Here is a 21,835-nt window from a genome sequence, read left to right as displayed (position 1 = left end):
GAAATCACCTCCTGACGGCGAGCTTGTTGGACAGGTACGTGGTAAGCATGCCGATCGGGATGATCAGGATCACATAGCCGAACGCGAAGATCAGGAAGATCTGGATGATCACGTCCGGACGGAATTCGATCATCGAACTCATGAGCGACGACGTTTCGGTCGACACGGACGCGGCCGCGGCGACGGTCGAGTTCTTGAGCAGTGCGATCAGCGTGTTGCCGAGCGGGGCCACCGAACCGCGGAACGCCTGCGGCAGGATGATCTGCGTGGCCGACTGCATGAAGCCGAGTCCCAGCGCACGCGCGGCCTCGGCCTGGCCGATCGGCACGGTGTTGATGCCGCTTCGCAGCGATTCGCATACGAACGCGGCCGTGTACAGGCTCAGACCGGTGACGGCGAGCCAGAAGAAGTTCGTGGCGAACGTGTCGGAGAAGCTGAGCTTCAACTGCGCGTACGCGCCGAGCACCATGAAGACCATGATGATCGTCAGCGGCAGGTTCTTGAACAGCTCGACGTACGCGCCGGCCACGAAGCGCAGCGACGAGATCGGCGAGATGCGCATCATGACGAGGATCACGCCGAGCACGAGCGAGAACAGCGTGCTCCACAGGGTCAGTTCGATGTTGACGAGGAACGCGCCGAGCACGTCGTACTGGCTGAACAGTTCGAGGAATCCGTTCATCACTCCCCCTCCCCTTCGTTCGGCGTCGGCGGATTGAAGCGCACGTCCGGCGTGTAGTCGGTGCCTTCGGTGTTGTCGCTGATGGCCCGCTGCCATGAGCCGTCCTGGATCATCTGCACGATCGCATTGTTGATCTGCGTGGCGAGTTTCGTGTCGCCCTTCTTGATGCCCACGCCGTAGTATTCCTGCGTGAACGGCTTGCCGACGACGCGCAGCTTGCCGCGTGAGGCGGAGGCGAGGCCGGCGAGGATGATGTCGTCGGTGGTCACCGCATCCACGATGCCGGAGAACAGCGCAGTCGCGCATTCCGCGTAGCCGGGCTGCTCCATGAGCTGGACCTCGGAGGCGAACTTCTCCTTGACGGTCGCGGCCGAGGTCGAACCGGTGACGGAGCACAGGCGCTTGCCGTTCAGATCCTCCGGCCCCTTGATCGAATGGTCGTCCTTGCGTACGAGCAGGTCCTGGCCGGCGACGAAGTACGGACCGGCGAAGGAGACGGCCTTCTTGCGTTCGTCGGTGATCGAGTATGTGGCGAGGATCATGTCGACGTCGCCGTTCTGCAGCATGGCCTCACGCTGCTTGCTCGGCGCCTCCTTCCAGATGATCTCGTCCTCGGAGTAGCCGAGTTTCTTGGCGATGTACTTGGCCACGTCCACGTCGAAGCCGACGTAGGTGCCGGACTTCTTGAAGCCGAGGCCCGGCTGGTCGAATTTGATGCCGATGCGGATCTTGCCGGCCTCGTCCTCGCCGCACGCCGCGAGCGAGAACGTGCAGGCGAGCGCGGCCACGGCGGCGATCATGCGCGTGGCAATGCGTTTCACAGATAGTTTCACAGTCATGTGATAGTCTCCCCGCGCGAATCTCAGTGGGTGAGGATCTTCGACAGGAAGTCCTTGGCGCGGTCGGTCTGCGGATGCTCGAAGAACTCGTCGGGCGTGTTCTGTTCGAGGATCTGGCCGTCGGCCATGAACACGATGCGATCCGCGGCCTTGCGCGCGAAGCCCATCTCATGGGTGACGCACAGCATGGTCATGCCCTCGTGCGCCAGCTCGACCATCACGTCGAGCACCTCGTTGACCATTTCCGGGTCGAGCGCGGAGGTCGGCTCGTCGAACAGCATGACCTTCGGCTTCATGGCGAGCGCGCGGGCGATGGCGACGCGCTGCTGCTGGCCGCCCGACAGCTGCGAGGGCATCTTGTGGGCCTGCGAGTCGACGCCCACGCGGGCGAGCAGGTCCATCGCGAGGTGCTCGGCCTCGGTCTTGTTCATGTGGCGCACCTTGATCGGCGCGAGGGTGACGTTCTCGAGGATGGTCTTGTTGGCGAACAGGTTGAACGACTGGAACACCATGCCGACCTCGGCGCGCAGGTTCGCAAGTTCCTTGCCTTCCTGCGGCAGGGCTTTGCCGTCGATGCGGATGTCGCCCGAGTCGATGGTCTCGAGTCGGTTGATGGTGCGGCACATGGTGGACTTGCCGGAGCCGGACGGGCCGACGATGACGAGCACCTCGCCCTTGTTAACGGTCAGGTTGATGTCCTTGAGGACGTGCAGGTCGCCGAAGTACTTTTCGACGTGGGTCAGCTCGACGAGCGGGTGATCGGGGTATTCGACGCCCGGCACCAGCGGAGTGCGGGCGGTTTTCTCTTCTTCTTGGATTTCTGGCATGCGGGCAGTATATCGGCCGTATGTTACCGATTCGACACATGCCGTCCATGTTTCGGACGCTTCATGAGACAGTGAGCGTTCACGTACGGAACGTGAACGCTCACCCGCGCAGATCGATCAATCACCCGCGCGGCTTGCCCAATCCGGCCACGAACGTCACTCCGGGGATGTCCGCGAAGATCGACCCGTCGATCACCAGCTTCGACGGGCGGATGCCCGAGCCGATATACAGTTTCGGCACCGCGAGAATATGCTGGTCCACCAGCAGTGGCCAGTCGCCCGGCAATCCGATCGGCGACATGCCGCCCGACTCCATGCCGGTCGCCTCCACGGCATCCGCGATCGGCGCGAAGCTGACCTTGCTCACCTCCAGCGTGTGCTTGACCACACCGTTCAGGTCGGCCCGGGTGTCCGCCGTCACGAACGCGGCGGCGAACTGCGGCGGCGCCTTGCGCGTCTTGTGCGTGTGCACGACGACCACGTTGCCCGTGTTCTCGAACGGCACCCCGTATTTCGGGCACCACAGGTCGGTGTCCGATTCCTCGTCCGTATTGATCGTGACCCCGAGGATCTTGCTCTCCGGCACACCGGCCTCGACGAGCCCCTTCAACGCGTCGAACACCGGTTTCGCCAGCAGATCCCCATCATGCCAGTCCAGTATTTCCAGAGTCATAGGTATGCCTCCCCCGCAACTTGTTACGCGCCAGCTTACCGGCCATGCCACTCGCGCAACACCGCTGCCCTATAGACGTTCCTTATGACCGTTTATCCGCGGCCATCATCATCGCGCAGATCCTTCCCCGCTCCCGCACGACCGTAACTCAACACAAACGCCTCACCACCATTGAGTTGCGGTCGATTCCGACTCTGGAACGACCGTAATCCGACATCGTCGACACGACACGTGGGATCATGGTCGTATGAACCGTTCTCAGCCGCCATTCGCGTCACAGCACCGCATGACCGTCGCATGCGTGGGCATCGCATGCTGCGTGATCGTGGAAACCGTGCTGCGCTGGCCGGCCACGAACTTCCACCTGTCGTATCTGCTGATCCCGTTGCTGGCGTTGGCATCGCTTGCCGCACTGCCGTTCGTTCCGGAAGCGGGAGCGTGGCTCGTGACGACGCTGACCTGTGTGGGCCTTGTCTCGCCGTTCCCGATGTCGTATTCGTATCTGATGGCAATGACGCTCGCCGCAGGACTGATCTGGCGCGAGAACCGATGGGCTGCGGGATTGGCCGCCGGACTGGCCGTCACCGCGCTGCTGGTCGACCGCAGGCTGCTGTTCGGGCTCGGGGTGACCGATTCGGTGGTGATCTCGTTCGCCTATTGCATGTTCGCAATCGTCATCGGCCTGGTGTCGAGGTGGATGGCCGATCATCGCCGGCTGCACGACCAAGCTCGGCAGCGTCGCGAGCGCGAGCGCATCACCTCGTCGCTGCATGACCGGACAACGAACGATCTGGCAAACGCGATCATGCTGATCAACGCCGATCTGGAACGCGACGATCTGCCGCCTTCCCAGTTGGACGACCTACGCACGATCCGTTCGTTCATCCAACACGCCATGACCGGCACCTATCAGGCCATCGACACACTCGACGGTACCGTCAAACCGACAGATCCGACTCAAAAGTGGGCAGATCCGGACACAGACAGGCCACGTAGCACCATAGGTGGGTAGATCTCTACTAGATAGAAGATCGCAACAGGGTTTTCTAGACGGGTTTTACCCACTTATGAAAATCCGAGTCCGGTTTTGCCCACTTACGCGGTGGGGTATGCGGCAGATGAAGCGCGAATGGAGGAGACCGTCACCCGCCCAGCAATATTCGGATGGCTTCGGCTCTGCTGGAAGCCCCGAGTTTGCGTTTCGCATGGCGTGTGACGACGAACACGGTGGATGCCTTGATGCCCAGTCGTTGCGCGATCTCCTCGGTGGTATGGTTCGTCGCATACAAACGCATCACCTCGCGCTCTTGATCGGACAACGCCGCCGTCCGCTGCGCGACGGACGCCAATGCCGCATGCGCGGCGTTCACGTCCATGAACCCGTCGAGAATCTGTCCGTCCGCCACGGCTATGACCGCCGCGGCGAGTTCCCTCGGCGTCGAATCCTTGCCGATCAGTCCCTGCGCGCCGGCGTCGATGGCCGTCTGGCGGTAATGCGCGCGCGAATACGAAGTCAGGCACAGGATCGCCGGCCGGGCCGAAGCCTCGCGAATCATACGGCATGCGTCCGCGCCGTCGGCACCCATGCCCGGCTCCCCCAGCGACATGTCGAGCACCAACACATCCGGCACCTGCGCCTCGCCTTCGTACAGGCAACGGTGCACGGCCGTCCGCCCGTCCTCCGCCGTCCAGATCACGTTCGCACCGGGCATGGCCCGCCCGACGATCTGCGTCAGCATGCCCAGCGCAAACCGATCATTGTCCACAATCGCGATCGTTGTCATAGACATCATTATCCCGCATGGACCGTCGCGTCCGGCTACACGCGGCATGCCCCGGCGAACGGCAGCGCGGAGAACAACGGCATGGAAAGGAACACCGGGATCGGATACCAGAACAGGGCTTCCGGAGAAGCATACAACGACAGGATCGTAAAGAACAACAGGGAGAACGCGGCGAGGCGCAGGCGAGGCGGAAAGGTCTCTCCGCTCGCTTCGCTCGGTCGAGATGACAAAGAAGAAAACACGCTCGGTCGAGACGGCAAGTCAGACGAGTCCGGCCTGGACGGCATGGGAACGGCGGCCTGCGAAGAGATGGAGGAGCCGCCCAGCCGCGATGACGAACGCTTGCGCATCAGCTGCACCAACAACGCCGCCATGGTCATCAACGGAATCCACGTGACGTACAGGGCCATCGCGGTGAGCGGATTGTCGTCACGAACCCACCGGCGCAGCCGTCCCAGCAGCGCCCGCCGCCACGCCGGCTTGCGCGAGGTCCCCATCAGCGGTGCCAGATCACGGCCGATCCGGGCAACGCGCAATGCCGCAACGGCGTCGGCATCGGCGGCATCGACATCCCGTCGTCCCGCGATTCCCGCGTCCTCGGGCAGGAACGTGGCCCATTGCCGCAGGTATCCGCCGCGCAGCAGGTAATCCGAATCGGTCGGATACGCGAAGTTCACGCGCATGTCCCACCAGCCGTGAATCGGCCCGGCCCACGCCTTGAGATACTCATCCGGATATGAGAGGCCCAATCCGGCCCATGCGCGCAACGCCGCGAGTTTTTCGCCCGCCGACGGCTGCGGGTCCTCGCGCAGCGTGTGGAACGTCTCGTCGGTGCGATGCGGGTTGATGGCGAGCGCCGCCTGATCGAGTCGCATGACCTTGTCCAGCGCGTCTTTCCGCTCCCCCGATATCGCCTGTGGACGGTCATGCGCGACCTGGGCGACCGACTGGGTCATGATGCCCCACAGCTCGCGCGACGGCGACTGGTTGGCGTGCGTCACAGCGGCGACGACCGGCGTGAACACGCCCTGCGCAAGCACGATCGCCGACAGCAGGCACACGAACGCCCGACGGCGGATCCGTCCACGAGCGCACACGGCCAGCAACGGAGCTCCGGCACACAGCACGATCATCAGCGCCGTGCGTTTCGATACGATCACGGCGAATGCGAGCGCCACGAACGCAAGCGCCGCAGGACGACGCATCAGTACCCGACCACAGGTCAGGCACGTTTCCGCGAACAGCACGGCGAACGGCAGGAAGAACACCGTATGCAGCGAATCCTTGCCCATCGTGCCGACCGAGCCGACCACCACGTAGCTCGTGGCGAGGTACAGCAGTCCCGATACGCGCAGCCACCGTGGCGCGCCGAGTTTGCGGATGTAGCACAGGACCAGCGCGCATCCGGCAGACAGCAGCAACGCCTGCACGCCCGTGTAGATCGCCTCGCCGATCAGCGGCGAGCCGAGCATGCCGCCGACCTTCCAGAACAGTCCGAAAACCAGCGTGTCGAACAGGGGATGCTGCGTGTAGTACCGGTGCAGTCCGGCGGTCTGCAGGTATTGCGCGAGCGTGTCGTCGCGCAGCGCGCCCGGCCAGACCAGCACGAGATACGGCAGCCATGCCACGATCAACAGCGTCCAGTACGGCATGAACCGCGAACGCACCGCCGTTCCAAGCGTGGACGGACGGCGCGCGGTCACCCGCTTGGACAGAGCCGTCATGGTTGATTTGAATCGCCGCATATGATCGTCCCCTCGATTGCCAGCATTCAGTCTAATCGTCGCCGCGATGTGTCGCGGGCACCTATCAGTCGAACCAGGAACGCGTCATCGGCAATCGCTATGACGCCGGTCTTGTGTCGTGTGCGGTTTCATGATTTGATTGTCGTTCAACGGCGGAGGGGAACGCCGTTCGATTACTGCCGCGTCACGCAACGAAAGGGGGAAGCGCGGATGGTATACACCACATTGGATTTTGCCGAACAGTACCTGTTACATACCGAGATCGTCATGGCGAGCGATGCGACGGCCGCGGGCACCTCCCACCGCGGCGTCGACGGCTCCATCGCCGACGGCGTGATCGTAAGCCAGCCGGACGACTGACCAGGCATCATTCACTGCTCGCGTTCCATCGAGCACCGACGCAACAAGAAGGGCGGCTCCCCTAGGGGAACCGCCCTTCTTGTCAATCAGCGATTATCTGCTCGCACTCCCTGGAAAACCGGGCCGCGCGTGCGGAGGCCGCCGTCCGAACCCGAAGGCGTACAACGGGTACGTCGAGGGTGAGGAAAGGCGGCATACGCTCCGCAGATCAGTCTTCGTCCTCCGGGTCGTAGTCGACGCCGGTCTCGGCGCGCTGCGCGTCGGTGATCGGAGCCGGGGCGCCGGTCAGCGGATCGCGGCCGCCGCCGGCCTTCGGGAAGGCGATAACGTCGCGAATGGTGTCGGTGCCGGCGAGAATCGACACGGTGCGATCCCAGCCGAGCGCGATGCCCGCGTGCGGCGGGGCGCCATACTTGAACGCCTCGAGCAGGAAGCCGAACTTCTCCTCGGCCTCCTCCTTGCCGATGCCGAGCACGTTGAGCACGCGGTCCTGAATGTCGTCGCGGTGGATACGCACGGAACCGCCGCCCATCTCCTCGCCGTTGCAGACGATGTCGTAGGAGTCGGACATGGCGTGCTCCGGATCCTGATCGAACTTGTCGATCCAGTCCTTGGACGGCATGGTGAACGGGTGGTGCATGGAGGTCCACTTGGAGTGGCCGACCGCCACATCGTCGTCGTCCGGATCGTCGGTGCGCTTGAACAGCGGGAAGTCGACGACCCAGGTGAACGCGAACTTCTTCGGGTCGAGCAGGCCTTCGCGGCGGGCCAGTTCGACGCGCACGGCGCCGAGCAGCAGCTGCGAGGACTCGCGCGAACCGGCGGCGAAGAACACGGCGTCGCCCGGCTCGGCGTTCACGGCCTCGCGCAGGCCGGCACGCTCCTCGTCGGACAGGTTCTTGGCGACGGGTCCCTTGAGCTCACCGTCCTCGGCGAAGACCACGTACGCGAGGCCCTTGGCACCGCGCTGCTTCGCCCACTCCTGCCATGCGTCGAACTGACGACGCGGCGTGGCGGCACCGCCCTTGAACACGACGGCACCCACGTACGGGGCCTGGAACACGCGGAACGGCGTGTTCTTGAAGTAGTCGGTCAGCTCGACGAGCGGGTTGCCGAAGCGCAGATCCGGCTTGTCGGAACCGTACTTGTCCATCGCCTCCTGCCACGAGATGCGCGGCAGCGGCAGCTGGATCTCATAGCCGGCGGTCTTCCAGATCGCGGCGACGACCTTCTCGGCCATGGCCATCACGTCTTCCTGGTCGACGTAGCTCATCTCCATGTCGAGCTGCGTGAACTCGGGCTGACGGTCGGCGCGGAAGTCCTCATCACGGTAGCAGCGGGCGAGCTGGTAGTAACGCTCGACGCCGGAGACCATGAGCAGCTGCTTCAAGAGCTGCGGGGACTGCGGCAGCGCGTACCACGAGCCGGGCACGAGGCGGGCCGGCACGAGGAAGTCGCGGGCGCCTTCCGGCGTGGACTTGATGAACGTCGGGGTCTCGACCTCGGTGAAGTCCATGTCCTCGAGCGCGTGACGGGCGGCCTTGGCCATGTCGGAGCGCAGCTTGAGGTTGTGCTGCATGGACGGGCGGCGCAGGTCGAGGTAGCGGTACTTGAGGCGCACGTCCTCGCCCGGCAGCTTGTTCTCGGACTCGTTCTCGAGTGCGGTGGAGACCTGGAACGGCAGGGCGTCGGCCTTGGCGAGGATCTCGATAGACTCGGCCACGACCTCGATCTTGCCGGTCGCCAGATGCGTGTTCTCGTTGCCGTCCGGGCGCAGGCGCACCTCGCCGACGACCTGGATGACGAATTCGGAACGCAGCGGACGCGCCATCTCCTCGTCGTAGATCACGACCTGCACAAGGCCGGTCGAATCGCGAAGATCGATGAAGGCCACGCCGCCGTGGTCACGGCGACGGTCGACCCAACCCGCGAGCGTCACCTTCTGGCCGACGAGCGCTTCGGTCACGTCGGTCGCATGATGTGTTCTGTAAGCCGTCTGGCTCATGCTTCCTCTATTTCTGTGTCATGGGCGTCTGCCCGTCCGCACGAACTGGCGCGGACGGGCAGACGCCGCAACAAACGGACTCAGCGATCCGCTACTTCCACGGTTTGCCGGGCAACCACACTATCCGGCTCCCAAGACTGGGAATCGGCTTGCATCTGCTCGCCCGACACGATGTTCTTGACTTCGTCGTGAGCGTTCTCATCGGCCTTGTCGGCCGGGAACCACACGTACGGGATGCCAAGCTTGTCGGCGTACTTGATCTGCTTGCCGAGCTTGGCCGCAGTGGGGGCCACGTCGGCGGCGATGCCGCGCGCACGCAGGTTGGCCGCGATGAGGTTGGACTGGGTGCGGTCCTCCTCGTTCCACACGGCGACGAGCACGGCGGCCGGCGAGACACGGCTGGCGTGCGCACCGGCGGTGTGCAGCATGTACGACACGAGTCGCGACAGGCCGATCGACAGGCCGACGCCGGGGTACTTGCGGTTGCCCTGCGAGGCGAGGTTGTCGTAGCGGCCGCCGGAGCAGATCGATCCGAGCGACGCGGCGCCGTCGAGGAACGTTTCGTAGACGGAGCCGGTGTAGTAGTCGAGTCCGCGGGCGATCTTGAGGTCGGCGATCACCGAGCCCGGGCGGATGCGGGCGGATTCGTCGACGATCATCGCGAGCGTGTCGAGTCCCTGACGGGCAAGCACGTACGCTTCCGAATCGGCGGCGATGTTGTGCTTGGCGCACAGCGCGTCGAACTTGACGGCCAGTTCGTCGCCGTTCGCGGCGGTCAGATCGGCCAGCTCGAGGCACGCGCGGGCCTGCGCTTCGTTCGCGCCGCAGCCGTCGACCAGGAGTTTGACGACCTCGTCCGCGCCGATCTTGTCGAGCTTGTCGATCTCACGCAGCACGCCTTCGATGTCGGTCAGCCCAAGACCGCGGTAAAAGCCTTCGGACAGCTTGCGGTTGTTCGCGTGCACGGTCGCCTTCGGAAGACCATATGCGCGCAACTGCTCGAGCGCGGAGACCATGACCAGCGGCAGCTCGACCTCATAGTGGTCGGGCAGATCACCCTGGCCGATCACGTCGATGTCGGCCTGCACGAACTCGCGGAAACGGCCTTCCTGCGGGCGTTCGCCACGCCACACCTTCTGGATCTGCCAGCGCTTGAACGGGAACGCGAGATCGCCGGAATGCTCGACGACGTACCGGCTCAGCGGCACGGTCAGGTCGAAGTGCAGGCCGAGACGGTCCTCGATCGGGGTGTCGTTCTCCTGACCGACCTCCTGCAGACGGCTCAGCAGGTAGATCTCCTTGCTGGTCTCGCCTTTCTTGAGCAGGCTGGAACCCTGCTCGACCGCGCGAGTCTCAATGCCGATGAAGCCATTAAGCTCGAACACCCTACGGAGCGTGTCGATGACACGCTGCTCCACGACACGTTCAGAGGGGAGCCACTCTGGAAATCCTGAAATAGATGCGCCTTTAGCCACGGTTCCCTATAATAAGGGAGGTTGCGGAAAACGCGGCAGGGTTTTCGTTGCCCTGCACGCGATCCGAAACCCCTCTACCACCTTGTAGCTTAAGGAGCTGGCCATGGCCGACGAGAACGTCACCGAATCCGAGAACACCACCGAAACCACCGAGCAGGCAAGCACGCCCGCTCCCCAGGAGCCGGCCAGCGCCGCCGCAACACCGTCACCCGCAGCAGCCGCGAAGCCGTCGCCGGCCGCGTTGGCGAAGCCGCACGCGCCGTCGCCGGCCGCGTTCGCTAAGAAGCCGCAGCACACCGCCGCCCCGGCCCCGGCCGTCACCGGCTACGCCGAGGATCAGGTCAAGGCCGCCGAGGCGTTCGGCCGCGTGGACGACAACGGCACCGTCTTCGTCAAGGACGGCGAGGCCGAGCGCGAGGTCGGCCAGTTCCCCGACGTGTCGAAGGAGGAGGCGCTGGCGCTGTACGCCCGCCGTTTCCTCGACCTCAAGGGCAAGCTGAACCTGTTCGCCGGGCGCCTCAAGTCCAACAACGTGAAGGCGCATGAGATCGACGAGACGATCAAGACGCTCGCCGAGGAGACCGCTCAGCCGGACGTCGTAGGCGATATCGCCGCGCTCAAGGCGCAGTTCGAGGCCCTCAAGGCCGAGGGCGAGGCCAAGAAGGCGAAGATCACCGAGGCCCGCAAGGCCGCGATGGCCAAGGCCGTCGAGGAGCGTACCGCGATCGTCGTCAAGGCCGAGGAGCTGGCCGCTTCGCTGGGCGACAGCACGAACTGGCGTTCCACCGCTGACAAGTTCCGTGCCCTGTTCGACCAGTGGCAGGAGCACCAGCGCACCACGGTCCGCATCGACAAGGCCGATGCGGACGCGCTGTGGAAGCGCTTCTCCGCCGCCCGCACCACGTTCAATCAGGCCCGCCGCAAGTGGGCGCAGGCCCGCGACACCGAGCGCAACGCCGCCAAGGAGGCCAAGGAGGCCATCATCGCCGAGGCGAACGCACTCAAGGATTCGACCGCGTGGGGCGAGACGTCGCGCAAGTTCAACGAGCTGATGGACCGCTGGAAGCAGGCCGGCCGCGCTGGCCGCAACGAGGACGACGCCCTGTGGGCGCAGTTCCGCGCCGCCGCCGACGCGTTCTTCAACGCGCGTCAGGCCGACCGCGACCAGATCTCCTCCTCCGAGAAGGAGAACCTCGCCAAGAAGGAGGCGCTGCTGGTCAAGGCCGAGGCGCTCGTGCCGGTCTCCGACGAGGCGTCCGCGAAGAAGGCCCGTCAGGCCCTCGCCGCCATCCAGGAAGAGTGGGATCAGATCGGCTACGTGCCGCGTGACGATATGCGCCGCATCGAAGGCCGTCTCGACGCGGTCGACAAGCAGATCAAGGCCGTCGAGGACGCCGCGTGGAAGAAGACCGATCCGGAGGCCGACGCACGTAAGTCCAGCTTCGAGGAGCAGCTCAACGCACAGCTCGCCGAGCTGAACGAGAAGATCGCTGCCGAGTCCGATCCGAAGAAGAAGGCCAAGCTCGAGGCCGAGAAGGCCACCAAGGAGCAGTGGCTCAACGCCATCAAGTAACTTCTTCGCCCATCCTGATGTCGGAGCAGGCAGAATCGGACCCGATTCTGCCTGCTCCGACATCATCTCACATCGCAAGAGGCGGGTATCGGGATGTCTGTTCCGATACCCGCCTCTTCGTCTATGCCCGACTGATCCCGTGTCATTATTCACGTCATCCCATGGAATCTTCCACCGTCAATCCGACTGCCCCCACCGAACAGTCGGCTCATAGCAATTCCCACGTTCTCGGCGCAACTATTCCCGGAGAACGACACATCGTCGCGTCGTCCGGGTGTGGTCCAAACACAAAGTAAGGGGGTTCAGCCCGAATGTGGACTGAACCCCCTTAACCGTTGGCAGCTGTTGGCGGCAACCGTCAATTCACCGTTTATTCAGCGGCGTGCTCCTGAGCGGCGTCACCGCTGTCGGCGACGACAGGCTGCGGCTGGTCGACGTTCTCGGACGCATCGCCGGACGCGCCGGCAGCCTCGGCACCAGCGGTCGCCGGCTCCTCGAACTTCTCGCCCTTGAAGGTGAACTCCTCTTCAAGCACGTTGTCGCCTTCGGTGCCCACGATCACGCGCTGGCCGTCCTCCAGCTCGCCCATGAGGATCTTCTCGGAGATCGCATCCTCGATGTCGCGCTGGATGACGCGGCGCAGCGGACGCGCGCCGAGCAGCGGGTCGAAGCCCTTCTGCGCGAGCAGGTCCTTGGCCGCGTCCGTCAGTTCGAGCGACATGTGACGGTCGAACAGACGGTCGTTGAGCTGCTTGACGTCCAGATCGACGATCTGGCGCACCTGCGGCTCGGTGAGCTGCTTGAACACGATGATGTCGTCCAGACGGTTGAGGAACTCGGGACGGAACTGCTGCTTCAATTCCGTGCTCACCTGGTCCTTCATGCGCTGGTAGCTCGACTCGGTGTTCGTGCCGAGGTTGAAGCCCGTGTTCGCCATCTTCGCGATATCGCGCGTGCCGAGGTTCGTGGTCAGGATGATGATGGTGTTCTTGAAGTCCACCTTGCGTCCCTGGCCATCGGTCAGGTGGCCGTCGTCCAGCACCTGCAGCAGCGTGTTGAAGATGTCCGGATGCGCCTTCTCGATCTCGTCGAACAGCACGACGGAGAACGGCTTGCGACGCACCTTCTCGGTGAGCTCGCCGCCTTCCTCGTAGCCGACGTATCCCGGGGGCGCGCCGAACAGACGCGACGCGGCATACTTCTCGGAGAACTCGGACATGTCGACGCGGATCAGCGCGTCCTCATCGTCGAACAGGAACTCGGCGAGCGCCTTGGCCAGCTCGGTCTTGCCGACGCCGGTCGGGCCGGCAAAGATGAACGAGCCGGCGGGGCGCTTCGGGTCCTTCAGGCCCACGCGGGCGCGGCGGATCGAACGGGACAGCGCGGAGACGGCCTCGTCCTGGCCGATGATGCGCTTGTGCAGCTCGGCCTCCATGTTCATGAGCTTCTTGGATTCGGCCTGCGTGAGCTTGAACACCGGGATGCCCGTGGTGTTCGAGATCACTTCGGCGATCACGTCCTCGTCCACGGTCATCTTGACGTCGGATTCGCCTTGCTTCCAAGCCGTTTCCTTGTCCTTGCGCTCGGCTTCCAGCTTCTCCTGGCTGTCGCGCAGCGTGGCGGCCTTCTCGAAGTCCTGGGCCTTGATGGCCTCGTCCTTGTCGGCGGCGAGCTTGGCGATCTTGCCGTCGAGCTCCTTGAGCTCCGGCGGCGCGGTCAGACGCTTGATGCGCAGTCGTGCGCCGGCCTCGTCGATCAGGTCGATCGCCTTGTCCGGGAGGTTGCGGTCCTGGATGTACCGTGCCGACAGTTCGGCCGCGGCCTGCAGCGCGCCGTCGGTGATGGTCACCTTGTGGTGGTTCTCGTAGCGCGAGCGCAGGCCCTTCAGGATCTCGATGGTTTCCGCGATCGACGGCTCATGCACCTGGATCGGCTGGAAACGGCGTTCCAGCGCCGCGTCCTTCTCGATGTACTTGCGGTACTCGTCGGTCGTGGTCGCGCCGATGGTCTGCAGTTCGCCGCGCGCGAGCATCGGCTTCAACATATCGGATGCGCCGAGCGCACCGTCGGCCGAGCCGGCGCCGACGATCGTGTGGATCTCGTCGATGAACAGCACGATGTCGCCGCGCGTCTTGATCTCCTTGAGCACCTTCTTGAGGCGCTCCTCGAAATCGCCACGGTAGCGCGAGCCGGCCACCATCGAACCGAGGTCGAGCGAGTAGACCTGCTTGCCCTTGAGCGTTTCCGGCACGTCGCCCGCGTTGATCTTCTGCGCGAGGCCCTCGACGACGGCGGTTTTGCCGACGCCGGGCTCGCCGATCAGCACCGGGTTGTTCTTGGTGCGACGGGACAGCACGACCATCACGCGTTCGATTTCCTTGGAGCGTCCGATGACCGGGTCGAGCTTGCCTTCGGCGGCCTCGGCCGTCAGGTTGCGGCCGAACTGGTCGAGGATCGCGGAACCGGTCTGCGCGCGCTTGTCCTGCACGCCGCCCGCGTTCGCGAGATCGCCCTTGGCCTGGCCGTCCGAGCCGGCGGAGTTGCCGCGGATCAGATCGATGGTGGCGCTGCGCAGCTCGCCCAGATCGACGTCCATCTTGATGAGCACCTGCGTGCCGACGCCCTCGCCTTCGCGGATCAGGCCGAGCAGGATGTGCTCGGTGCCGATATAGCTGTGTCCCAGCTGCAGCGCCTCGCGCAGACTCAGTTCCAGCACCTGCTTGGCGTGCGGAGTAAAGGGAATGTGACCTCCGGGGGTTGCGTTGCCCTTGCCGATCATCTCCTCGACCTGTTTGCGGGTGTCTTCAAGGGTCACGCCCTTGGAGGCGAGCGCCTTCGCGGCCACTCCTTCGCCTTCGCGGATCAGGCCGAGCAGCAGATGCTCGGTGCCAATATAGTTGTGCTGGAGGGCACGAGCCTCTTCCTGCGCCAGCACGATCACGTGCCGGGCACGGTCGGTAAACCGTTCGAACATGCTTGTCCTTCCACTCTTGTTAGTCCATAACACTCTACCGATTCGCGGTGACGTTTATTGCCGACATTCCGCGAATTGCGCTGTGGACGCAACGTGAACCATTATGCTGGGAACATGGCTGTTGTTATGCACGTTGCACAAGGGAGGCATCATGGCTGACAATATGAATCTGGCCGACATCGTGGTCGGCGTGGATGGTTCCGACGAGTCGTTCGCCGCGCTGCGCTGGGCGTTACGCGAGTCCCAGCTGACCGGCCAGCAGGTGAACGCCGTGTACGGATGGACACGTTCGTGGGACATGGGTCCCGAACCGGACAGCGAGGACGGTTGGGAGCAACTGCGGCTGAGGATCGCGGAGCGGCTCAGGGACTGGGTCGATGCCGCGGTGGCCGGCATGGGCGACGTGTCGCTGGACAAGGTCAAGCTCACGTCGGTGCATGCGTCCGGTTCGGCCGCACTGCTGAAGATCGGCGAGGACGCCCAGCAGCTGGTCGTGGGCAGGCGTTCCCTGGGACGGGTGGCCCGTTGGTTCACCGGCTCGTTCTCGGCTTCGCTGGCCGAGGAGGCGAGCGTGCCGGTGACGGTGGTGCGCATCTTCTCTGACGAGGACGAGTCGATGCAGGATGCGATCGCGAACGCGCTGACCCCGGCGAACGTGACGACCGGGTACGACCGTCCGAATCTCGAGACCAGCGGACGGCCGGTGGTGGTCGGCGTGGACGGTTCGACCACGTCGCGGCGAGCGCTGGAGTTCGCCGCCCATGAGGCACAGGTGCACGGTCTGCCGCTGCATGTGCTGTTCTGCTGGCAGCTGCGCGATCTGGGCACGGTGCCCGGCTACGAGAACGCCATCGCCTCGGTGGATGCGGGTCAGAGCCGCGCCGAGCAGATGCTCGACGATCTCATGCGGGACACGTCGTTCCCCGACGGTGTTGAAGCGCATGCGCACGCGTTCCATATCGCCGCGGCGAAGGGACTGATCGCGGCATCGCGGTACGCGAGCCATCTGGTCGTGGGGTCGCGCGGGCTGTCCGGACTGGACGCGCATTTCCTCGGTTCGGTATCCAAGCAGCTCGTCGCCCTGTCCGAATGCACCCTCACCGTCGTGCACTGACGTATGGGCCGGGCACATAAACGGCGAAAAACGAGCGAGGGGACGCTGGAAGTCGGTTCCAGCGTCCCCTCGCTGCATCTACAGCAGTCTAGAGCTGCGACTTGAGAACGATCACGCCCTTGCCGACCTTGATGCCGGCATCGGCCAGACGTTCGAGCAGCTCGATCTGGCCGCTCTCCTCACGCGGTGCCTGCGCGATCACATCGATATGATAGTCGTCGTAGGCCGGCTTGGACTGCACCCACAGATGCGTCGGCTCGGGCGGGGCGATCTCGGAATGCTCACCGCATCCGTGATCCACCGACACCACGCGGCCGTCATCCGGGCTCCATTTGTTCGCGCACACGCCAAACAGGACGTTCAATTCGCCCTTGAGCTGGATGAAGAACCCGCAGTTCGCGCAGATATTGCCGTCTGCGGTCTTCGTGGACAGCGACTTCGGGCCGTGCGGCCCTTCGTACCAGCGTTTCGCGGTCTGGGAGCGGCCGAGCGCGCTCAGCACATGGCGTCTCGACAGCTCGAATTCGGTCACGGCGTCGTCCACGTCCTGCTCGGACGTGACGGCCTGCGCCGACTCGTCACCAGACTGCGCGGGCTCCCCCGCATGCCCGGCGCCATCGGCATCAGCAGCATCCGTGCGAACGGCATCGGCATCACCGGCATCACCACCAGACGGCGTACCGTCGTCCGAACCGTCGGCCACAGCACGATCCGCAACCTCGCCGTCAACCGGTTGCGTCCGGCGGAATCCGTCCTCGATGCGCGGGTCGTCGGGATCGGTGCCGATCGAGTCGGTCACCGACAGATCGGTCGGTTCCAGACGATCCTTCCACGGCACCCATTGCGGCGGCCGCAATGCGGTCTCCGTGGGGATCAACGACGATTCGTTGACCGTCCACCGGCCGGCATCCTCGTCATGGTAGAGCGTGACCGACCACTGCCAGCCTTCGTAGCCCCTGATGCCGCAGACGAACCGGAAATCGGTCACATGGTCGCCCAGATCGATCGATTCCACGAACGCGCCGACCTGCTCGGGTTCGTCGGCCATGTCGAGCGCCACCGCGCGGGCGAGCTCGGCAGGCTCCTGCGTCTGGGCCATGTCCTGCATGGTCATCTCATCGCTCATGGATCATTCCTGTACGTCGAAATTGTCGGCCACAGCGCGCATGAGCGTGGCCAGCTTCTTGCTGTCGGCGGCGGATGGGTAATGGTGGCGGCGCAGGTCGTTGCCGGCCGAGTCGAGCAGCTTGATGAGGTCCTCGACGATGGCGGCCATGTCGTCCGGCTTCGGACGCGTGGCCTTGACCAGCGAGGGGGCGCTTTCGACCAACGTCACGCCCATCGCCTGCGGACCGCGACGGCCGTCGACCACCGAATACTCCACCTTCGCGCCCTTGCGCAGCGTAGTGACGCCTGCAGGCAACGCGGTGGCCGGCAGGAACACGTCCTTGCCTTCCTCGTTGATGATGAAACCGTACTTCTTGTTCGCATCGAACCAGCGCACTCGTCCACTGGGCATTGTTTCACACCTCGTTCTTCGCCTCGCATGTCGGCGGGCCCCGTGCCCGCCGACTTCAAACCAAAGTAACAGTTTACCTCAAGGTCTGTTCAGCGAACGCGGGTTTTCTTGTCCGGCTTAGCGGAACGCTGCCGCGTCTCGGCGGCGTTCATCACGGCGGCCGGCGCTGCCATCGTCCCGTGCGCGGCGTCGACCTGAGGCTCGACCGGTGCGATCGGCAGCACCACCGTCAACGTCAGTCCGCCTCCTTCCGACCCGGACGCACAGATGAACCCGCGGTGCGCCTTGACGACCGACAGCGCGATCGCCATGCCGAGTCCGGTGCCGCCCTTGAGACGCGCACGCGACGGATCGGCGGTGTAGAAGCGTTCGAATATCTGGGAACGCGACTCCTCGGGCACGCCGGGGCCGTGGTCCGAGAATCGGATGAACGCGTAGTTCATGCCGACGTGCATGGTCTGGCCGACTTCGACCGCTTCGACAAGATGTTTCATCGAGGCTTCAGTGGCGGGCATGCGGGCCAGTGATTCGGGACTGATCGATGCGGGCAGCACGCCCATCGACACCTCGACGGGCGAGTCGGCCGGCGTGTAGCGGTGGATGTTGCCGACGATGTTCGTGACGACCTGGCGCAGGCGCGATCCGTCGCCGGACAGCGTGATCTGCGGCATGTCGCCCGGCGTGAACGCGAACCGAGAACCGCTGCCGTCCTCGGCGGGCACCAATTCGAGCCGTCCCGAGCGGATGCCGCGTTCGGGGTCGAGCGCATGCAGGTCCTCGGTGGCGTCGGAGACGATCGACGTGAGCGGCACCTGCTGGGTCAGGTCGATGCCGCGGCCTTCGTCGAGGCGCGCGAGCGAGAGCAGGTCCTCGACGAGCACGGTCATGCGCGCGCTGGATGCCTCGATGTGCTCGATCGACTCGTCGGCGCGCTCGAGCGCCCCCGGGAACTCGCGCTGCATCTTGTACAGCTCCGCGTAGCCGTGGATGGCGGCGAGCGGCGTGCGCAGCTCGTGGCTGGCGTCGGAGACGAACCGTTTCATTTTCTCGGTCGTCTCCTGCTGCTCGTGGAAGCTTTGTTCGATGCGGGCGAGCATGGCGTTCAGGGATGCGGCAAGCGAGCCGACCTCGGTGTTTTCCGGCGCGGACGGCACACGCTGGCTCAGGTCGCCGGCGGCGATCTTCGCGGCCGTTTTCTCGATGCGCTTGAGCGGGGTGAGCGTGGTCTGCACGAGCAGTGTGCCGATCGCCGCGCCGAGCAGCACGACCGCGATGCCGACCATCGCGCTGTACCGGGTGAGCGTGTTGGTGGTGTCGACTACGTCCTTGAGCGGCAACGCGATGAACGCGTAGCCGTTGGGCGTGCCGTTCTTGTCGGCGGTGGGCAGCACAAGCACGCGCCATGGCGCATTCGACTTGGTGACGGTGATCTGGCCCTGCTGGCTCTGCGCGCTCTGGCTGTTCTGCGCGCTCTGGCTGCCGGAATCGTCCTGGGTCCCGCCGTTCGAGCCGTTCTGCGGGTCGCTCGAGCCGTTTTGCGAGTTTTGGGAGTTTTGACCGGAGACCGTCTCTGTCGTGATCACCGCGGTGGTGGTGAACGGCACGCCGAGCTGCACCGACCCCATCGATCCGTCGTCCGGCAGCAGCGGCGCGATGCTGGCCGTGCCGTTCGCGGACGTGGGCTTGAGCGGCACGCGCACGATCTTGTAGTCGAGGTCGCGCAGCTGTACGTAGTAGTCGTTGAGGCCGAAGTTGGATTGGCTGGGATCGGTTTTGGCGAGGATGTCGGCCGCGTTGACGACCAGTTCGCTCTGGTTGGACAGCTGCTTGTCGGTCTTTTCCATCAGATAGCTGCTGACGAGCTGGCGGATGGAGAACGACAGGGCGAACGATCCGATGGTGAGCAGCACAATGATGCATGCGACGAGTTTGGTGCTCAGCGGAACCGCGTCGATGCGGCGGCGCACGTGACGCTGGAACCAGTTCGGCCTGGCCTGCGCGACGATGGCCGGCGTCGCGGCGTTCGGCATGTTCGACGCGGCCGGCCTGGCGGCTGCCGACGGCTGGGATTGCGGTTGCTGCGAGATGTCGGAAGACAGCTGCGGCGCGCCGTTCGCCGGGTTCCCGTTCATGGGGTTCCCGTTCGACGGTGCGCCGCCCGTGGGTTGCGGTGGTACGTTGCTCATGCGCCGGGTGCGGTCTTCGGTTCGCGGATCATGTAGCCGATGCCGCGCTTGGTTTCGATCAGCGGGGTGACCTTGCGCGTCTCGCCGTTGGCGTCGGTGTAGGTGATGCCGTCCACCTTCTTGCGCAGGTACGAGATGTACGATTCGACGATGGCCGCGTCACCGCCCCAGTCGTACTGCCAGACGTGGTCGAGGATCTGCGCCTTGGAGAGTACGCGGCCCTCGTTGTCCATGAGATAGCGCAACAGCTTGTACTCGGTGGGGCTCAGGTCGATCGCCTGTCCGGCGCGCGACACGTCGTGCGAGTCCTCGTTGATTTCCAGATCGCCGACGCGGATGATCGGGTCGTCCTCGACCTGCTCGCGGGTGCGGCGCAGGATCGCGCGGATGCGGGCAACCACCTCCTCAAGGCTGAACGGCTTGGTGACGTAGTCGTCGCCGCCAACGGTCAGCCCCATGACCTTGTCCTGCGTGTCGTCACGTGCGGTGAGGAACAGCACGGGCGCACCGATGCCTTCCTGACGGATGCGACGCGTCACGGTGAAGCCGTCGATGTCAGGCAGCATCACGTCGAGCACGATGAGATCAGGATCGGTCTTCTCGATGACTTCGATGGCCTCGGAGCCCGAAGCCGCGGTGGCGACCTCGAAACCGGCGAAATGCAAGGATGCGACGAGCAGCTCGCGGATGGAGGGTTCGTCGTCCACAACTACGATCGATGCTTCAATAGGCTTACTCATGCCTCCCAGCATGTCGCGCCGATCTGAAGGTTTCCTGAATGCCGTCTGTAGATTTTATTGTTTCCACATGCCGGCCTTGCGGCGCATGCGGATCTCCTTGCGGCTGAGACGTTCTTCGCCCTCGCCGCCCTCTTCGCCGGAGCCGGCTGCGGATTTCCTGCGTTCAGCGGCCATCCTCATCACCTTGCGTTTGATGCGGCGCCGGATCACGACGGTCGCGGCGATGATCGCCACCAGTACGGCCAGCACGACGACCATCACGACGATGCCGACCGTCACCGAGGAACTCGATGTCGCGGTCTTGTTCTGTTTGACCAGCTCGTCCATCATCGCGGTGGCCGATCCGGCCCAGTCGGGCGTGCTCTCCAGCAGCGGGTCGGCCGCGGCCTTCGACAGGTCATCGACAGTCTGCTGCTTTTTCAGCCATTCGTCGGAATTCGACGAAACAGCCACCACCAGATTGCCGTCGTTGGACGCCACCGCCAGCATCACCGTGTTTTTGGCCGGAGACATGGCCTCCAGCACGTCACTCGCCCATTTGGCCGGCTTGCTCGTCGTGCCGAAGCTTGGGATGTACATCAAGCGCACCGTGACGCCGGTCTCGTCCTTGGTCGTCTTGATGGCGTCGGTCACCTTGGTCAGGTCGGCACCAAGCAGGTTGTTGACGTCGGTGACGTCATCGGTGAAGGTGGATGTAGCGCCCGACGTATCGGATGACGAATCGCCGCCGGTGGCGTCATTCGTCGTACCCGTATCGTCGGCGAGGGCGATCGCGGAGAAATTTCCAAAACACAAAATCAGGGTGAGCAGCGCCGCAAGTACTGCGAACACTGGCGACACGCCGTGAGAATACCGTTCGACCACATAGGTCGTTTTCGTCGCTGCGATTTCGTGATCTGTCATATCGTCCACCTTAGCGGCCGGCTTCGCCAAGCATCCGGCCGCTGCCATAACCACACACAACCCGTTCTTTCGGAAAGGAGAACACCATGCCCCAGTATCAAGTGGATTCCGAACAGATCCAGTCCTCGTCGGCAGCCGTGAACGCGTCGGTCAACGCGATTCGTCAGGCAGTCAACGGCATGTACGCCAATCTCAACCATCTGCAGGGCGTCTGGCGTGGCGGCGCCGCCACGCAGTTCGCGTCCGTCGCCGAGCAGTGGCGTGCCGCACAGCAACAGATGGAGCAGTCGCTCGAATCGATCCAGCGTGCGCTGGCGTCCGCATCCAGCGTCTACGCCGAGGCCGAGGCGCAGGCCGCACGTCTGTTCACTTCGTAATACCGCAACGAAAAGGGACCGCAACAAAAAAAGGGAGACTCCCCAAGGGGAGTCTCCCT

General features: G+C 64.4%; 19 protein-coding genes. 5 read left to right on the top strand and 14 right to left on the bottom strand.

Annotated features, from left to right (window positions below):
* Nucleotides 1–4 precede the first annotated feature (4 nt).
* The 4 genes from KIH76_RS02835 to KIH76_RS02820 all read right to left on the bottom strand — a co-directional run bounded on the left by KIH76_RS02835 (nt 5) and on the right by KIH76_RS02820 (nt 3,021).
* Complete coding sequence (locus KIH76_RS02835; protein ID WP_214373341.1) at nt 5–682, bottom strand: amino acid ABC transporter permease; 678 nt, start codon at nt 680–682, stop codon at nt 5–7.
* Nucleotides 682–1,482, bottom strand: a complete 801-nt coding sequence (locus tag KIH76_RS02830; protein WP_214373340.1) for a glutamate ABC transporter substrate-binding protein — start codon at nt 1,480–1,482, stop codon at nt 682–684. The genes KIH76_RS02835 and KIH76_RS02830 overlap by 1 nt, the downstream gene beginning before the upstream one ends.
* 62 nt (nt 1,483–1,544) lie before the next feature.
* Entirely contained in the window at nt 1,545–2,348 is an 804-nt protein-coding gene (locus KIH76_RS02825) for an amino acid ABC transporter ATP-binding protein (RefSeq protein ID WP_236036790.1), read from the bottom strand.
* Nucleotides 2,349–2,469: 121 nt separating this feature from the next.
* Nucleotides 2,470–3,021 carry a YbaK/EbsC family protein gene (locus tag KIH76_RS02820; RefSeq protein WP_214373253.1) on the bottom strand — a complete coding sequence of 184 codons (552 nt, stop codon included), beginning with the start codon at nt 3,019–3,021 and terminating at the stop codon, nt 2,470–2,472.
* Nucleotides 3,022–3,268: 247 nt separating this feature from the next.
* Between KIH76_RS02820 and KIH76_RS02815 the strand changes: the two genes are divergently transcribed.
* Nucleotides 3,269–4,033, top strand: a complete 765-nt coding sequence (locus tag KIH76_RS02815) for a hypothetical protein (protein ID WP_219069268.1) — start codon at nt 3,269–3,271, stop codon at nt 4,031–4,033.
* 130 nt (nt 4,034–4,163) lie between these two features.
* Here KIH76_RS02815 and KIH76_RS02810 read toward each other — a convergent pair whose 3' ends face one another.
* The gene (locus tag KIH76_RS02810) at nt 4,164–4,805 is read right to left on the bottom strand and encodes a response regulator transcription factor (RefSeq protein ID WP_219069266.1); all 642 of its coding nucleotides are present in this window, start codon (nt 4,803–4,805) and stop codon (nt 4,164–4,166) included.
* A 35-nt stretch (nt 4,806–4,840) separates the two neighbouring features.
* A complete protein-coding gene (locus KIH76_RS02805; protein WP_236036789.1) occupies nt 4,841–6,529 on the bottom strand; it encodes a DUF6020 family protein in 1,689 nt (562 codons plus the stop codon).
* A gap of 231 nt (nt 6,530–6,760) precedes the next feature.
* Between KIH76_RS02805 and KIH76_RS02800 the strand changes: the two genes are divergently transcribed.
* Nucleotides 6,761–6,910: a hypothetical protein gene (locus tag KIH76_RS02800; RefSeq protein ID WP_219069262.1), complete on the top strand. Its 150-nt coding sequence runs from the start codon at nt 6,761–6,763 to the stop codon at nt 6,908–6,910.
* 208 nt (nt 6,911–7,118) lie between these two features.
* Here KIH76_RS02800 and aspS read toward each other — a convergent pair whose 3' ends face one another.
* Together aspS and hisS are read right to left on the bottom strand one after the other, a co-directional pair.
* Nucleotides 7,119–8,915, bottom strand: a complete 1,797-nt coding sequence (gene aspS / locus KIH76_RS02795; protein WP_219069260.1) for an aspartate--tRNA ligase — start codon at nt 8,913–8,915, stop codon at nt 7,119–7,121.
* A gap of 80 nt (nt 8,916–8,995) precedes the next feature.
* Entirely contained in the window at nt 8,996–10,390 is a 1,395-nt protein-coding gene (gene hisS / locus KIH76_RS02790; RefSeq protein WP_214373247.1) for a histidine--tRNA ligase, read from the bottom strand.
* Between the two features lie 103 nt (nt 10,391–10,493).
* Between hisS and KIH76_RS02785 the strand changes: the two genes are divergently transcribed.
* The gene (locus tag KIH76_RS02785; protein WP_219069258.1) at nt 10,494–11,963 is read left to right on the top strand and encodes a DUF349 domain-containing protein; all 1,470 of its coding nucleotides are present in this window, start codon (nt 10,494–10,496) and stop codon (nt 11,961–11,963) included.
* A gap of 370 nt (nt 11,964–12,333) precedes the next feature.
* On the opposite strand, the gene KIH76_RS02780 is transcribed toward KIH76_RS02785, so the two are convergent.
* A complete protein-coding gene (locus tag KIH76_RS02780) occupies nt 12,334–14,937 on the bottom strand; it encodes an ATP-dependent Clp protease ATP-binding subunit (RefSeq protein ID WP_219069256.1) in 2,604 nt (867 codons plus the stop codon).
* 151 nt (nt 14,938–15,088) lie between these two features.
* On the opposite strand from KIH76_RS02780, the gene KIH76_RS02775 reads away from it, so the two are divergent.
* The gene (locus KIH76_RS02775; RefSeq protein ID WP_219069253.1) at nt 15,089–16,051 is read left to right on the top strand and encodes a universal stress protein; all 963 of its coding nucleotides are present in this window, start codon (nt 15,089–15,091) and stop codon (nt 16,049–16,051) included.
* Nucleotides 16,052–16,139: 88 nt separating this feature from the next.
* On the opposite strand, the gene KIH76_RS02770 is transcribed toward KIH76_RS02775, so the two are convergent.
* From KIH76_RS02770 to KIH76_RS02750, 5 genes are all read right to left on the bottom strand, one after another.
* A complete protein-coding gene (locus tag KIH76_RS02770; RefSeq protein ID WP_236036788.1) occupies nt 16,140–17,177 on the bottom strand; it encodes a DUF3027 domain-containing protein in 1,038 nt (345 codons plus the stop codon).
* Nucleotides 17,178–17,180: 3 nt separating this feature from the next.
* Nucleotides 17,181–17,570, bottom strand: coding sequence for a cold-shock protein (locus tag KIH76_RS02765; RefSeq protein WP_219069251.1), 390 nt, complete (start codon nt 17,568–17,570; stop codon nt 17,181–17,183).
* Between the two features lie 89 nt (nt 17,571–17,659).
* The gene (locus KIH76_RS02760; protein ID WP_219069436.1) at nt 17,660–19,600 is read right to left on the bottom strand and encodes a sensor histidine kinase; all 1,941 of its coding nucleotides are present in this window, start codon (nt 19,598–19,600) and stop codon (nt 17,660–17,662) included.
* Between the two features lie 152 nt (nt 19,601–19,752).
* The gene (locus tag KIH76_RS02755; protein ID WP_219069249.1) at nt 19,753–20,496 is read right to left on the bottom strand and encodes a response regulator transcription factor; all 744 of its coding nucleotides are present in this window, start codon (nt 20,494–20,496) and stop codon (nt 19,753–19,755) included.
* A 54-nt stretch (nt 20,497–20,550) separates the two neighbouring features.
* Complete coding sequence (locus KIH76_RS02750) at nt 20,551–21,399, bottom strand: TPM domain-containing protein (protein WP_219069246.1); 849 nt, start codon at nt 21,397–21,399, stop codon at nt 20,551–20,553.
* 86 nt (nt 21,400–21,485) lie between these two features.
* Here KIH76_RS02750 and KIH76_RS02745 point away from each other — a divergent pair, with 86 nt between their 5' ends.
* Nucleotides 21,486–21,776: a WXG100 family type VII secretion target gene (locus KIH76_RS02745; protein WP_219069244.1), complete on the top strand. Its 291-nt coding sequence runs from the start codon at nt 21,486–21,488 to the stop codon at nt 21,774–21,776.
* Nucleotides 21,777–21,835: the final 59 nt, after the last annotated feature.

The organism is Bifidobacterium simiiventris (assembly GCF_019331715.1).
Classification (GTDB): domain Bacteria; phylum Actinomycetota; class Actinomycetes; order Actinomycetales; family Bifidobacteriaceae; genus Bifidobacterium; species Bifidobacterium simiiventris.
Note: the sequence above shows the minus strand (reverse complement) of the source record. Positions and strands in the feature narration are given on the sequence as shown.

Coding starts and splice junctions, on each gene's coding strand:
- KIH76_RS02755 (WP_219069249.1), bottom strand. CDS start 20,496: ATGAGTAAGCCTATTGAAGCATCGATCGTAGTTGTGGACGACGAACCC.
- KIH76_RS02750 (WP_219069246.1), bottom strand. CDS start 21,399: ATGACAGATCACGAAATCGCAGCGACGAAAACGACCTATGTGGTCGAA.
- KIH76_RS02745 (WP_219069244.1), top strand. CDS start 21,486: ATGCCCCAGTATCAAGTGGATTCCGAACAGATCCAGTCCTCGTCGGCA.
- KIH76_RS02810 (WP_219069266.1), bottom strand. CDS start 4,805: ATGACAACGATCGCGATTGTGGACAATGATCGGTTTGCGCTGGGCATG.
- KIH76_RS02800 (WP_219069262.1), top strand. CDS start 6,761: ATGGTATACACCACATTGGATTTTGCCGAACAGTACCTGTTACATACC.
- KIH76_RS02825 (WP_236036790.1), bottom strand. CDS start 2,348: ATGCCAGAAATCCAAGAAGAAGAGAAAACCGCCCGCACTCCGCTGGTG.
- KIH76_RS02780 (WP_219069256.1), bottom strand. CDS start 14,937: ATGTTCGAACGGTTTACCGACCGTGCCCGGCACGTGATCGTGCTGGCG.
- KIH76_RS02835 (WP_214373341.1), bottom strand. CDS start 682: ATGAACGGATTCCTCGAACTGTTCAGCCAGTACGACGTGCTCGGCGCG.
- KIH76_RS02805 (WP_236036789.1), bottom strand. CDS start 6,529: ATGACGGCTCTGTCCAAGCGGGTGACCGCGCGCCGTCCGTCCACGCTT.
- KIH76_RS02765 (WP_219069251.1), bottom strand. CDS start 17,570: ATGCCCAGTGGACGAGTGCGCTGGTTCGATGCGAACAAGAAGTACGGT.
- KIH76_RS02815 (WP_219069268.1), top strand. CDS start 3,269: ATGAACCGTTCTCAGCCGCCATTCGCGTCACAGCACCGCATGACCGTC.
- KIH76_RS02770 (WP_236036788.1), bottom strand. CDS start 17,177: ATGAGCGATGAGATGACCATGCAGGACATGGCCCAGACGCAGGAGCCT.
- KIH76_RS02775 (WP_219069253.1), top strand. CDS start 15,089: ATGGCTGACAATATGAATCTGGCCGACATCGTGGTCGGCGTGGATGGT.
- KIH76_RS02830 (WP_214373340.1), bottom strand. CDS start 1,482: ATGATCGCCGCCGTGGCCGCGCTCGCCTGCACGTTCTCGCTCGCGGCG.
- KIH76_RS02820 (WP_214373253.1), bottom strand. CDS start 3,021: ATGACTCTGGAAATACTGGACTGGCATGATGGGGATCTGCTGGCGAAA.
- aspS (WP_219069260.1), bottom strand. CDS start 8,915: ATGAGCCAGACGGCTTACAGAACACATCATGCGACCGACGTGACCGAA.
- KIH76_RS02760 (WP_219069436.1), bottom strand. CDS start 19,600: ATGCCGAACGCCGCGACGCCGGCCATCGTCGCGCAGGCCAGGCCGAAC.
- KIH76_RS02785 (WP_219069258.1), top strand. CDS start 10,494: ATGGCCGACGAGAACGTCACCGAATCCGAGAACACCACCGAAACCACC.